The 13,901-nt window shown below is 46.7% G+C and carries 12 protein-coding genes, 2 rRNA genes and 1 riboswitch; of the genes, 2 read left to right on the top strand and 12 right to left on the bottom strand.

Features of this window, described 5'->3' with window-relative positions:
- Window positions 1-4 precede the first annotated feature (4 nt).
- The 9 genes from purS to PAEAM_RS00980 all read right to left on the bottom strand — a co-directional run bounded on the left by purS (window position 5) and on the right by PAEAM_RS00980 (window position 9,008).
- On the bottom strand, window positions 5-250 hold the full coding sequence (gene purS, locus PAEAM_RS01015) for a phosphoribosylformylglycinamidine synthase subunit PurS (protein WP_017690695.1): 246 nt from the start codon (window positions 248-250) through the stop codon (window positions 5-7).
- 569 nt (window positions 251-819) lie between these two features.
- Window positions 820-1,692: a phosphoribosylaminoimidazolesuccinocarboxamide synthase gene (locus PAEAM_RS01010; RefSeq protein WP_100526310.1), complete on the bottom strand. Its 873-nt coding sequence runs from the start codon at window positions 1,690-1,692 to the stop codon at window positions 820-822.
- Window positions 1,693-2,073: 381 nt separating this feature from the next.
- Window positions 2,074-3,372, bottom strand: coding sequence for an adenylosuccinate lyase (purB, locus tag PAEAM_RS01005; RefSeq protein WP_036668399.1), 1,299 nt, complete (start codon window positions 3,370-3,372; stop codon window positions 2,074-2,076).
- On the bottom strand, window positions 3,369-4,571 hold the full coding sequence (gene purK, locus PAEAM_RS01000) for a 5-(carboxyamino)imidazole ribonucleotide synthase (protein ID WP_076320044.1): 1,203 nt from the start codon (window positions 4,569-4,571) through the stop codon (window positions 3,369-3,371). The genes purB and purK overlap by 4 nt, the downstream gene beginning before the upstream one ends.
- Entirely contained in the window at window positions 4,568-5,053 is a 486-nt protein-coding gene (purE, locus tag PAEAM_RS00995) for a 5-(carboxyamino)imidazole ribonucleotide mutase (protein WP_076320045.1), read from the bottom strand. Before purE ends, purK begins: the two co-directional genes overlap by 4 nt.
- A gap of 194 nt (window positions 5,054-5,247) precedes the next feature.
- Window positions 5,248-5,349: riboswitch (purine riboswitch) on the bottom strand.
- A gap of 270 nt (window positions 5,350-5,619) precedes the next feature.
- The gene (locus tag PAEAM_RS00990; RefSeq protein ID WP_047840488.1) at window positions 5,620-6,054 is read right to left on the bottom strand and encodes a universal stress protein; all 435 of its coding nucleotides are present in this window, start codon (window positions 6,052-6,054) and stop codon (window positions 5,620-5,622) included.
- A 222-nt stretch (window positions 6,055-6,276) separates the two neighbouring features.
- Entirely contained in the window at window positions 6,277-6,540 is a 264-nt protein-coding gene (locus tag PAEAM_RS00985; RefSeq protein WP_017690702.1) for a DUF1294 domain-containing protein, read from the bottom strand.
- 126 nt (window positions 6,541-6,666) lie between these two features.
- On the bottom strand, window positions 6,667-6,804 hold the full coding sequence (locus PAEAM_RS31655; protein WP_017690703.1) for a hypothetical protein: 138 nt from the start codon (window positions 6,802-6,804) through the stop codon (window positions 6,667-6,669).
- A gap of 74 nt (window positions 6,805-6,878) precedes the next feature.
- Window positions 6,879-9,008, bottom strand: a complete 2,130-nt coding sequence (locus PAEAM_RS00980; RefSeq protein ID WP_100526309.1) for a DNA topoisomerase III — start codon at window positions 9,006-9,008, stop codon at window positions 6,879-6,881.
- Between the two features lie 369 nt (window positions 9,009-9,377).
- Between PAEAM_RS00980 and PAEAM_RS00975 the strand changes: the two genes are divergently transcribed.
- On the top strand, window positions 9,378-11,312 hold the full coding sequence (locus PAEAM_RS00975) for an amidase family protein (RefSeq protein WP_100526308.1): 1,935 nt from the start codon (window positions 9,378-9,380) through the stop codon (window positions 11,310-11,312).
- Window positions 11,313-11,486: 174 nt separating this feature from the next.
- Here PAEAM_RS00975 and PAEAM_RS00970 read toward each other — a convergent pair whose 3' ends face one another.
- The gene (locus PAEAM_RS00970) at window positions 11,487-12,494 is read right to left on the bottom strand and encodes a ketoacyl-ACP synthase III (RefSeq protein WP_100526307.1); all 1,008 of its coding nucleotides are present in this window, start codon (window positions 12,492-12,494) and stop codon (window positions 11,487-11,489) included.
- Between the two features lie 301 nt (window positions 12,495-12,795).
- Between PAEAM_RS00970 and PAEAM_RS00965 the strand changes: the two genes are divergently transcribed.
- On the top strand, window positions 12,796-13,350 hold the full coding sequence (locus tag PAEAM_RS00965) for an NADPH-dependent FMN reductase (protein WP_036668406.1): 555 nt from the start codon (window positions 12,796-12,798) through the stop codon (window positions 13,348-13,350).
- Between the two features lie 183 nt (window positions 13,351-13,533).
- Here PAEAM_RS00965 and rrf read toward each other — a convergent pair.
- Window positions 13,534-13,650: ribosomal RNA gene (gene rrf, locus PAEAM_RS00960) — 5S ribosomal RNA — on the bottom strand.
- Between the two features lie 78 nt (window positions 13,651-13,728).
- Window positions 13,729-13,901, bottom strand: a 23S ribosomal RNA gene (locus PAEAM_RS00955); the annotation flags it as partial.

Genomic DNA, 13,901 nt, shown 5'->3' with positions numbered 1-13,901 from the left:
GAGATTAACCCTCCAATTCGTAGCGGTAATCTTCAACAACGGTGTTGGCCAGCAGCTTTTCACACATGACTTTCAAACGTTTCTCCGCTTCCGCACGATCTGTTGTATCCAGGTTCAATTCCATGACTTTACCGATCCGTACACTTTCCACTTCATTGAATCCCATGGAATGCAGGGCTCCTTGAACAGCTACGCCTTGCGGGTCGAGTACGCTTTGCTTAATAGTGACATATACGGTTGCTTTGATCATGATCCTTATGTTCCTCCTCAGTAATGAACGGGATAAATGCTTTATGCTGTTAAAAATGGGGTGTGGAGCTTGCTCCGGGGCGGATTGTTCTTTCCGGTCGCTTGTTGTCCCCAGGTTTTTTGATTGTTTTTGGCCCGCTGTGCGGTCAAAACCCGGTGACAAAGGCGAACGCTATCGCTCCTTTAAGAACAATTCCGCCCCTCCGCTAGTCCATGCGACGTTTTTTAAAGGCCTAAACCTTTTACGTTGCAAGGTGTGTAATGGTCTAGCCTGACCATTCCTTCAAAACAGTGAATGGCGAATGGTCTTTAAGTTACTTTAGTAATTAGTGAATTTAATTCTCTTAATTTTTCAGGCTTCCCCTACCTGTGGGAAGCCACCGCACTTAATTGCCTCCCACCAGTTTGAACACTGGCGGAGGGAAAGATTTGAGCTAGAGAAACGAAGTGCTCGCCTTTGCAACCGGAATGTTTCCTTTTGAAAAAAGGATTCCAATCAAAACATTCCGGGGGCAACAGCGATCGAAAGCCAAACTTTCCCATAGCCTCTCACTCAAACGTTAAACTTTATTATTTCGTTAAACGGTTATAAATATCGACGTATCTTGCGGTTGTTGCTTCAACTACCTCTTGTGGAAGTGGATCAGGTTTGCTGTTCTTGTCCCAATCGGTTCCGGCGAGATAGGTGCGCACTGGCTCTTTATCCATACTGTCGATCTCGATGTCGAGTTCATAATTCTCTTTGGCCCAGAAGCGTGAAGCATCTGGGGTGAAGATTTCGTCAATCAGGATGACCTTGCCATCCACGATGCCGAACTCGAATTTGCAATCTGCCAGAATGATGCCACGCTGATCACAGTAATCACGGGCGAATTCGTACAGGTGCAGGCTTTTTTCCTGAAGCTCAACTGCGAGTGCGTCTCCCACCAGTTCTTTCATGCGATCCATTGGGATGTCCTCATCGTGACCAACATCGTTTTTGGCTGCCGGTGTGAAAATGGGAACTTCGAGCTTGGCGTTTTTGCGAAGTCCATCAGGCAGTTTAATGCCATTCACTTCACCACTCGTCTCGTATTGTCTCCATCCCCCACCCGTGATGTATCCACGTACGACACACTCAATATCAATGCGTTCCGCTTTGCGAGTTACCATGATGCGGTCTTTGAGCGATTCAGGGTCTGTGATGAGATCACCCAGTTGATTCACATCGGTATGCACCACGTGGTTCTCCATCATGTCACCCGTCAGTTCAAACCAGAAGCTGCTGAGTTTATTCAGTACGTTTCCTTTCTCAGGAACTGCCGGGTCCAACACGTAATCAAATGCCGAGATACGGTCAGTAACCACGATCAGAAAATGTTCACCCAGATCGTACAATTCACGTACTTTTCCTTTATATAACAGAGGTGCTTTAACGAGATCTGCCGCAGTGGACAGTGCCATGGGCTCACCTTCTTTCAGGAGATGTAAAGTATACGTCCAATTCCCCTCATCACGCGGGGCCACTACGAATGCAGAACAACCTTCCGATCGCTGTTATCCCCAGATTTTTTGATTCCACTTTTGCAAAGTGAAAATCCGGGGATAAAGGCGAACGCTTTGCTTCTTCAGGTTTTTTCTGCCTTCTCCGTTCCAGCGTGAACACATAATCAACCTATACTTTTAGGGAGTAAAACTTGTTCTAAATTTGATAAAGGCGCAGCGTATGCTTCCGAAGTAGCTTTCTTTCATAATGTTTTTAGCTTTGCTTCTTCAGCTTATTTCTGTCCTCTGCGTTCCCTGCTGAACCATCATTCTGCGCTATAGCCTTATGGGAGTTATATATTAGTCGTTCAAGCCGAGCTTTTTGAAGATGGTGTCTACGTGCTTCAGGTGCCATGACGGGTTGAATGCATCTGCGATTTCTTCTTCGTTCAGCACTTCCGTAATTTCCGGTGTGGATTTCACGATATCCTGGAACTGGCGTTGTTCTTCCCATGCTTGCATCGCACGTGGTTGAACGGTATCGTATGCTTGCTCGCGGCTGAAACCTTTGTCGATCAGCTTTGTCATGATGCGACCGGAGAATGGTACCCCGTAGGTGCGCTCCATGTTGCGTTTCATGTTTTCAGGGAATACTGTCAGGTTCTTCACGATGTTACCAAAACGGTTCAGCATGTAGTTCAGCAGCATCGTTGCATCCGGCAGAATGATACGTTCTACGGAAGAATGTGAGATGTCGCGTTCATGCCAAAGTGTTACGTTCTCGTATGCCGATACCATATGTCCGCGAATGACGCGGGACAGACCGGAGATGTTTTCACTACCGATCGGGTTACGCTTGTGCGGCATCGCGGAAGATCCTTTTTGACCTTTTGCAAAAGCTTCTTCCACTTCACGGAATTCACTCTTCTGCAGTGCACGTACCTCTGTAGCAAACTTGTCCAGGGACGTTGCGATCAACGCCAGTGTAGCCATATATTCCGCATGACGGTCACGTTGCAATGTTTGAGTCGAGATCGGCGCAGGTTTCGTGCCCAGCTTCTCGCAGACAAACTCTTCGACAAACGGATCGATGTTCGCATATGTTCCAACTGCGCCTGAGATTTTGCCGTATTGTACATTGTCTGCTGCATGGCGGAAACGCTCCAGGTTCCGTTTCATCTCTTCATGCCACAACGCCATTTTCAGTCCAAATGTTGTTGGCTCCGCATGCACGCCGTGCGTACGTCCCATCATAGGTGTATGCTGATAAGCCAGTGCTTTTTCACGCAGAATTTCAATGAAATTCACGATATCCTTTTCCAAAATCTCATTCGCTTGACGCAGTACATAACCCAGAGCCGTATCCACGACATCTGTGGAAGTCAGTCCGTAGTGCACCCATTTCCGCTCTGCACCCAGACTTTCAGATACCGTACGTGTAAATGCGATAACGTCATGACGTGTTTCCTTTTCAATCTCATAGATGCGATCGATATCAAAAGATGCGTTCTGACGAAGCAATGCTGCTTCTTCCTTAGGGATTACACCCAGTTCGGCCCACGCCTCACATGCACAAATTTCAACTTCCAGCCACGATTGGAATTTGTTTTCTTCGGTCCAGATGGCTCTCATTTCGGGTCTGCTATAACGTTCAATCATGAATTTGTATTCCTCCAGAGGTTAGTTTGTTCAATCCATTGCAATCCTTCTTCAACATCCTGACAGAGCAGATTCACATGCCCCATCTTCCGTCCTGTTTTTGCTTCGGTTTTACCATATATATGAAGCTTGGGAATCACACCGAGCTCTATCGCTTCTGCATCAGGTTGCCCTGTTCTGGCGATAATGCCTTCCAGATGTTCTCCAAGCACATTGACCATAACAACTGGACTCAATAACGAGGTGTCCCCGAGTGGTAATCCGCAGATCGCACGGATATGTTGTTCGAACTGAGAAGTCGCACAAGCTTCCATCGTATAGTGACCAGAATTATGCGGTCTTGGTGCCAGTTCGTTAACGTACAGTCTTCCATCCGCCGCTACAAACAGTTCCACAGCCAGTAGCCCAACAGCCTTCATCGATTCTGCCACCGCTGCTGCCAGTTTCTGTGCTTCAATCTGGATGTCTGCAGCAACTCTAGCCGGCACAATTGAAGCATGCAAAATGTTATTCACATGAATGTTCTCCGCTGGCGGGAACGTTTTGATCTCCCCATTTGTACTACGCGCTACAACGACCGAAATCTCGCATTCAAACTTGATGAATTGTTCCAGCACCAGTTCCGCACCAGTAGCTGCAAGTTCTTCATATGCGGCAACAGCCTGACTTGCTTCCCGGATGACCCGTTGACCTTTGCCATCGTAGCCTCCAGTCACCGTCTTCAGTACACACGGCACTCCAAGTTCGCTAACAGCAGCAAGCATCGTATCCACACTTGTGATCTCACGATAAGGCGCGACTCTTACTCCAGCAGCTTCGATCGCACGTTTTTCACGCAACCGATGTTGTGTGGTGTACAGTAACGCACTTCCTTGTGGAACGTAAGACTCACGCTCGAGCAGCCCAGCGACTTCTGCATCCACATTTTCGAATTCATACGTAATGACATCGCATTGCCGAGCCAGTTCAAGTGCAGCTTTGGCATCGTCATAACCAGCTTCAATCTGACGAGCAACTTGACCACAAGGCGCATCCGCAGCGGGATCAAGAGTAACGAATCGATACCCCATTGCCGTTCCTGCGAGCGTCATCATACGTCCGAGCTGTCCGCCCCCTAGAATGCCGATGGTTGTCTTCCCCGGCAGCAGGACATTTTTCAGCTCTCCTGCTATACCGGATTGGTTCCCTGTACTACTCATAGTTCTTCACTGCTTTCGAGTACTTCTTGTTTGATGCGCTCTCGGCGAGCTTCAGAGCGACGTTGGACATCCGAGTCAAAAGCACCGATCATTTGAGCTGCCAGCAATCCTGCATTCGTTGCCCCCGCCTTGCCAATCGCCACAGTTGCGACAGGAATACCACCAGGCATCTGAACAATGGACAACAAGGAATCGAGACCGTTCAATGCTTTGGATTGAACCGGTACGCCAATGACTGGAAGCATCGTTTTGGCGGCAACCATACCGGGTAGATGTGCTGCCCCGCCTGCCCCTGCAATGATCACCTTAAATCCTCGATCAATCGCCTGCTCTGCGTATTCAAACATCAGATCCGGTGTACGATGGGCGGAGACCACCTTTTTCTCATACCCAATCTCCAGCTCGTCCAGCACCTCGCACGCATGTTTCATCGTTTCCCAATCCGACTTGCTGCCCATAATTACAGCGACTTGCAGTGACATGAATACATCCAACTCCCGTCTGCGCTTTTTTGATTACATCTGACTATTAAGGGACTCTTATTACGTGTGAAATGAAAAAATCCGCTACCCGCGAAAACATCACATTTTCTCCGGACACCGGACTCCAAGAAATACGTATCCCTCATTTGGGCATGCCAAAAGGGGGCTTGCTGTCCGCATCTGGTTGCATGCGACTCTCAGCCGTATCTCCTCGTAGTCCGGAAATTTACGGTTCCCGGGTAGATACTTCCGGGCCCTATTCCCGGCGTTATACGAGCAAATATCTATCAAACTATCTTCGTTCATTTTTGAAATCTCTTATTACATATTTCGTTCCTACTCGACCTTATTCTTACCTGATCGACACATCTAACATTCTAACAATCCCCTACAGCTAATGTCAACTTAAAGACGAACATTTAACATATTGACAAATATAATGTTCGGAAATTGCTTCTTTAAATTCGCTTAACCATCCATTTCATCCCATAAAAGAAAGCCGGCTCCTCTTCAATCTCTCGAAGACAACCGGCTTCCTGCTTTTCAGTGCGTACACACTTCATCCATTATTTTACGATCAGTACTGGAACCTGCGCATGCTGAACCACATTGTGACTGACACTACCCAGGACAAATTCCCGAATACCACCCAGTCCGCGGCTACCAATAATAATGATATCAGAATCATTTTCTTTGGCAAAATCAAGCAACACTTCCGCAGCTGCTCCTTGAATCAGGTCCACATTGGCCGTTACACCCGCAGCCTGAATTCGTTCTTTCGCTTCATCCGTCGTCTGCACGGCCAGATTGTAATAGTCATTATTAAGTGAAGGTGGCAATGGAGCCAGTCCCTCACCGATGAATACACGCGGGAAATCAAAAGCATGAATGACATCCAGTACTGCATTTGGGGACACTTTCGCTAGCTCAATCGCACGATCAAGTGCTTTATTTGAAGCTTTGGAACCATCATAAGCCACTAATATTTTGGAAAATAACATGTGAATCCCGTCCCTTCCTTTATATGTAGAGCACGCGAAGCAAGCTTCGGTCTGACATGTAATAAACTAACAGTTAAATAACAGAACCATGTAACTCCTTAAACGTTCCGGAACCACAATGAACCATTTATACGAATGAATTTACATATCAGACGAATTAATGATACACCTTTCACTTCAGCGTAAGTCTTGTTTGAATGGTTACGCATTTGTTCCATGTGTTCATTGAATAAAGTAACCATAGATTACCGCATTCAAGAATAACAACAATGGAATGCCAATGGTGAAGCTTGGATGTTTAGTCTTATGCCTTTTCCGATACATCGCGATCCAGACTCCCAAAGCACCGCCTATAAATGCTAATAAGAATAACGTCCGTTCGGGTGTACGGTCACGACGCTGTTGTGCACGCCTCTTATCATCCGACATCACCAGATAACCAACTACATTAATAAATAAAAACCACAATATAAGTCCGGTTTGCATATAATTCTAGCGATCCCCCTGTCCCGGGACATCTCCCTGTCTCCATTATAGTCCTCATCAGAGACATGTTCAACGCACCGAGTAGGGAACCACAATTTTGTGTAATAACGCTAACCTCGCTCTAACCTAGGACTCCTGCTTTGGAATACCGTTCAGGCTTGGTGCTCTTTTGGCTGCTTTGTCCGGGCGCACAGCGATACTCTCTTCCCGAATACTGTCTTTGTTTTGCTGGTTATGGATCTTCTCTGGTTTGTTATGCGGCATGTAGGTATCACCTCCTTGGCTTACGTTGCCTGAAAACGGAGGATCTTATACGACTTCAACTACCCTCAAGCGTGTTACTCTCCCTTTTTCTCCATAGCCGCTTTCAGCAGATCACCGAGATTGGAACCGATGGACTCCTGCTTAGCATACTGTTTCACCAGCTTTTGCTGATCGCGTTTGTTCACATGCTGTTTGTCCTTATCCAACGTTTCTGTAATACCACAAGGTAGACATTGTACGTATAACCCCGCCTTACCTTCTTTGATTTCCATCTTTTTGTGGCACTGCGCACAACGACGATTGGAGAGTCTCTTTTCTGCCGAACGACGATACCCGCAGTCCTCGGTAGGACATACAAGAAACTTGCCGCGCTTGCCCTTCTTCTCCAGCAAACGTGCATTACAGTCCGGACAATGGCTATTGGACACATTATGCGGCTTGTACTCTGCTTTGCTGCCTTTTACCGTAGACACCAGCTCTTTTGCCATGGATCGGATACTATCCAGAAACGGCCCCGGTTTCCCTTGCCCACGAGCGATGCGTTCCAGTTCAGCTTCCCAGCGGGCAGTCAGATCCGATGAACGAAGCTGCGGGGCAGCCAGTTCAATCAACTGTTTTCCTTTACCGGTTGGATGCATGCTGTTGCCTTGACGATCTATTGTATCGGAACTGACCAGCTTCTCGATAATATCCGCACGTGTAGCTGGAGTGCCGAGTCCATGCTTTTCCATCTGGGAAAGCAAAGCAGCTTCGGTATACCGTTTGGGCGGCATCGTCCGTCCACTTTTAATATGGCAACGCTGAACCGTCACGGACTGCCCTTGCTGCACATCTGGCAAAAGCGCACGCTCATGGTCTGCTGCATCATCAGTACGGTCATCGTCATCATCGCTGTAATCGCCGCCGTATACTTCACGCCATCCACTTTCTTTCACCGTTGTACCTTTAACATGGAAGGAGTCATTCCCCACCTGAACCGTGATCGCAACCGAATCGTACTTCGCTGCCGGATAGAATAGGCTGATAAAACGACGTACGATCAGATCGTACAGTTTGCGTTCCTCTGGATTCAATTGATTCAAAAGCACCGTCTGCTCCGTTGGGATAATCGCATGGTGATCCGTAACTTTGCTGTCATCCACAATACGTTTGGTGATATTCAGATTTTTGCGCAGCAAAGGACGTGCCAAAGACGCATAAGGTCCAATGGCTACACTGTCCAAACGTTCTTTCAATGTAGCTGTCATATCGGAAGTCAGGTACCGGCTGTCCGTACGTGGGTACGTTACGAGCTTGTGCTGTTCGTACAGACGTTGCAGGACATTTGATGTTTGCTTTGCAGAGAAACCATATTTCCGGTTGGCATCCCGTTGCAGTTCCGTCAGATCATATGCCAGTGGATGCGGCTCAACCTTCTCGCTTTTCTTCACTTGGGCAATCGTGCCCTTGCGCCCATCTACCCGTTTCTTCAATTCTTGTGTTTCTTGAGGGTCGAAAATTCGTGAATCTCCTCCAGCTGCCCGCCACACAGCCTGAAAACCTCCCATGTCTGCCGTTAACGTCTCATACTCCTGCGAGCGGAAACCGTTAATTTCATTTTCCCTGTCCATAATCATGCCCAAGGTCGGAGTTTGTACACGTCCAGCAGACAACTGGGCATTGAAACGAACGGTTAATGCACGGGTCACGTTAAGTCCGATCATCCAGTCAGCCTCCGCCCGGCAACGTGCAGATTCATAGAGGCGGTCGAACTGACTGCCTGGCTTCAGCGAAGCAAATCCGTCTTTGATCGCCTTATCTGTCTGGGATGAAATCCACAGGCGTTTAAAAGGTTTTTTCCACCCCGCCATCTGCATGATCCAACGGGCCAGCAATTCTCCTTCACGGGCCGCATCCGTCGCAATGACAAGCTCACCCACATCCTGACGCTTCATCAGCTGCTGCACGGCTTTATATTGATGATTGGTCTCTTTAAGTACTTTCAGTTTCGTACGTTCTGGCAGAATGGGCAGGTCCTCCAGATTCCATGTTGCATACTTTTTGTCGTAATCCTCGGGTTCAGCTAATCCAACCAGATGTCCAAGCGCCCAGGTAACGATATATTTCGGGCCTTCCATATAACTTTTATGTTTATCACGCGCACCCATAACTCTGGCTATTTCGCGTGCTACAGATGGTTTTTCTGCGAGTACCAATGTCTTCACTTCATATCTCTTCCTCTCTGTAATACCTTATGTCTCTTCTATTCCTATCTTTTCATTATATCATTTCACACTAAAGGTATGCTCTGTCATCTCTACTTCCTAACTACTCGCATCCCATAACCTCATGTTTAATCAACATATCGAGTTCGTGTTATATTTCTTTACATTATAATATGTAATAGTTTTTCTGAGTACATGTAAACAGAAGCATGAATAAGTATTAACACTGTAAAGTATTGATGTATACGTTTTTTTGGATAAATATAAACCTTGTAAGATTACCTGACACAACTATACAATGTGTCAAAAGCATAGAAACAGAATCGCTGCTACACACATCAATGAGACACAGGAAGGGAGCGTGGATGCATGACTTATCATGGATCTGTATTGAAAAAAAGTGGGGCTTTGTTACTGGCAGGTGCTGTTGTTGCCACAACATGGGGAGGAACGGTACCTTCGGCATCAGCCGCAACGGCAACGCCTACGAGTAAAACAACAGTAGCAGCTGTATCCAAAGGAAAAGCGCCTGCTACTCCGGCAGCATTTGTTCAGGCTATGGAAGAAGCGGCTACACTTGCAGGTGTTCCTTTTACCATGGACAAGCTCTCCGGCACAACCGTACAACGTAAAGATGCTGCGGTCGCCTTGCAACAATGGCTCAAGCTGGATTCGACTACCGAATCATTCAAGGATGTCCCGGATGAAGCCACTTTCGCAGGTGCTGTTGGTGCATTGAATACGGCAGGGCTAATGAAAGGTTATACCGATTCCCTCTTCCTTCCAAACGCTGTACTTACCGAGAATGACCTCTCCATACTGAAAGACCGCATTTATAACTACATAAAACCGTTTGTCCTGGAGGAAGCAACCATCATGGATCTCCAGACTGCAATGACGAAAGGAAAACTGACATCAAAAGAGCTGGTTCAGAAATATCTGGACCGCATTGAAAAATACGATGATCAAGGTGTAAGCATCAACGCCGTATTAACCCTGAACCCGGATGCACTCCAAATTGCAGAGCAACTGGATGAAGAACGTGCAGCTCAAGGTGCTCGCGGGCCTCTGCATGGCGTTCCGGTTTTGGTAAAAGACAATTTCGATACCAATGACATGCCGACAACCGCAGGCTGTATCTGTCTGAAAGATTCCATTCCTGCTCACGATGCTGAACAAGTGAAGAAACTCAAAGCAGCTGGCGCCATTATTTTGGGCAAAACAAACCTGCATGAATTCGCATTTGGCATCACGACATCCAGCTCATTGGGTGGACAAACACTGAACCCTTACGCCCTGGAACACTATCCAGGTGGATCAAGCGGTGGAACAGGTGCAGCCATTGCATCAAACTTTGCTGCAGCCGGTATGGGTACAGACACTGGTGGTTCGATCCGTATCCCATCCAGCTTTAACAGCCTTGTAGGTATCCGTCCAACCATCGGACTGTCTAGCCGCGAAGGCATTATCCCATTGGCTTTGACACAGGATGTAGGTGGGCCTATGGCTCGTACGGTTAGTGACGCTGCAATCATGTTGGATGCTACAGCCGGCTATGATAAAAAGGATGTCGCTACAGCCTACGCGGTTGGCAAAATTCCATCCAGCTATACAGACTTCTTGGATGTAAACGGACTGAAAGGTGCACGCATCGGTGTGGCCACAGAACTCATCCCAAGTACCAAAGCTGAAGAAAAAGCCGTTGCTGACGTGATCAACACCGCTGTGGAAGAACTGAAGACACTGGGCGCTACCGCAGTTCCCATTTCCATCCCGAACTTGACTGAGATCAACAAATACCCAAGTCTCAGCGGATATGAATTCAAGTTCCAACTGAATGACTATCTGGACTCATTGGGTGCAAACGCTCCATATCACAGTCTGTCCGAGATCATCGCTTCCGGAGAGTTCGACAAATCTCAGGAGCAATCCATGAAGACTCGGGATGCACGCCAAACGTTGGAGACTACCGAATACAAGGACATCGTCCTGAAACGTACACAAGTTACACGTGAGTCCCTGCTGAAAGTTATGGCAGACAACAACCTGGATGCCATCATCTATCCTACGTCCACACAAGCCGCTGGTGTTATTGGCGAAGGACAAAACTCTGGTGGTAACAACCGATTGAGTCCTTTCTCCGGCTTCCCGGCGATTACGGTCCCTGCTGGTTTCACAACTGATGGTTTGCCAGTAGGCATGGAATTCCTTGGTCGTGCCTTTGATGAAGGAACCTTGATCAAGCTGGCTTACAGCTACGAACAAGGTACACATCACCGCCAAGCGCCTAAGCTTACGCCGTAAAATATTTATGGGATTAAGCAATTCCGGTTAACACAAAAAATAGATGCAATCATATCACTTTTTTGAAACGAGTTAACCCACTAAAGAGACCACCTTCTTCATGACAGCATGAAGTTTGGGTGGTCTCTTTTATGTTCTCTATTTATTTTTGTGTTGCATACCGTCGGATGTTACTCATTCCTGAACGTTGCCTGGCACGCCCCATTTCAGCACCAGACCTGCGTACGTCAGACCACCGCCAAAGCCAAAGAGAGCTACGTTCTGTCCTTCTTTCAATTTCCCTTCATCCACTGCAAGCTGTAAAGCAAGCGGAATGGAAGCAGCAGATGTGTTCCCCCGATACTCGACACTGGTTAAAGTACGTTCCAAAGGAACCGGACCACGTTCGCAAACAGCTTCAATCATTCTCATATTGGCACTATGCGGGACAAACCAGTCAATCTGGTCAGGGCTTAATTCAGCTTTCGTTATAAGTTTACCCAATTGCTCTGGAATCGTCCGTACAGCCCACTTATAAATCTCTCGCCCATTCTGAACTAAACAACCTTCGCCCTGTAAAGGCACACCATTCATCTCCGAAGACAGACCACTCTTATAGAGATGTACACCGCCTTCTCCATGTGTACCTGATATGGCTGCCATAAAGTCACCTTCAGCACCCGATGATCTCTCCACCAAGAAGGCCCCCGCTCCATCACCAAACAGTACACAAGTCGTGCGGTCTGTGTAATCCGTAATTTTGGATAATGTCTCTGCTCCAATAACCAGTACTTTGCGGTACATTCCACTGGTCACCAGACTGTCGGCTAGCTGTAGTCCGTAGGTAAAACCTGCGCATGCAGCATTTAAATCCAGTACACCCGTGTGTGGGATTTTAAGATTAGCCTGTACTCTGGATGCCGTACTTGGGAAAGCATATTCAGGTGTACTTGTAGCCACAAGGATCATATCCACCTCTTCTACACTTACATCATAACGACGTATCATATCTTCTACAGCCTTCGTAGCCAGGTCAGATACAAATTGATCTTCAGCTGCAATTCGCCGTTCTCTCATACCAGTACGCTGTACAATCCATTCGTCACTTGTCTCGACCAATTTCTCCAGATCAGCATTCGTTAATATTCGATCCGGTACATACGTCCCCATTGCCGTGATGGTTGCCTTTGATTGATGATTCATACCGGTAGTCACCTCACTTGTTTTTTATCATTATAGCACTAAGTCTTAGTACTTGGTACTAATTTTATAAAATATTTATTATGATTCTTTCGTTAGTTGTTTATTTTAAAGTGATCTCTTCATTCTATTACCCAGAGTAATACAAACTATGGCATGCATTTTTGATGAAGAATTGTGGATATTCCCTGACTAACATGAAGAATACCTTAATTATATGCGTTTTTTATAGACAGCTCATTCAAACAGGAGGAAAATAAACAAATTGCCCTACATTACTAATGAATAGAGTTGATCTATATCCATGAAAAAAGAATTAAATATCCTTGCCATTTCCGGAAGTCTGCGCAATCAGTCCTCCAATACGTTACTAATGCACGCCATGATTAAACTGGCTCACACTAACCTTAAGTTTGAAGTATATGATGGATTAAATGATCTGCCGCATTTTAACCCTGACCTCGATGTCGAGGAGGGTCCAGTGTCCGTACAGAACTTGAGAGCCCAACTTAAGCATTCGGACGGTGTCCTTATCTGCACGCCAGAGTATGGAAACGGCGTTCCTGGGGTCTTAAAAAACGCACTAGATTGGGTTGTATCTTCTGGAGAATGGCTCAATAAACCCACCATTGTCATTGCTGCTTCCCCAAGCCCCATGGGAGGTGACAAAGCCCATGCTTCCTTATTGCTCACACTAAACATGATCAATGCACAAGTTCTACAGGAGGGCTGTTTAACCATTCCTCATATTACATTGAAAATGAACAAACAAGGCGTCATCATTGATTCGGAAACCCAGCATGCATTGCAGAACTCCCTTACAATCCTTGGGGAGGCTTGCAACCAAATGAAAGTATAGACAGATGTTGTACTTAAATCGATGATAGAGAAGAAATGATCCTTTTAAAGTTATTTAACATTCTCATAAATATTGAAATAGTAAACAGCCTTGGTTATTTACCAGGGCTGTTTAGGTTTATATAAGTATTTAGGATTAAAATAAAAAAGACACACTCGATATCATCAAGTGTGTTTTCCTATTGCTTGGCGGCGTCCTACTCTCCCAGGACCCTGCGGTCCAAGTACCATCGGCGCTAGAGGGCTTAACGGTCGTGTTCGGGATGGGTACGTGTGGAACCCCTCCGCCATCGCCACCAAACGCATAGCTTAGCTTACATTCAGAGATCATTCTCTGAAAACTAGATTCGAAACGAAACATGCGAATTATCACTTGCTATTGGATAAGCCCTCGACCGATTAGTACTGGTCAGCTCCATGCATTGCTGCACTTCCACCCCCAGCCTATCTACCTCGTCGTCTTCAAGGGGTCTTACATACTGGGAAATCTCATCTTGAGGGGGGCTTCACGCTTAGATGCTTTCAGCGTTTATCCCGTCCGTACATAGCTAC

Source organism: Paenibacillus sp. GM1FR (assembly GCF_002803315.1).
GTDB lineage: Bacteria > Bacillota > Bacilli > Paenibacillales > Paenibacillaceae > Paenibacillus > Paenibacillus amylolyticus.
Note: the sequence above shows the minus strand (reverse complement) of the source record. Positions and strands in the feature narration are given on the sequence as shown.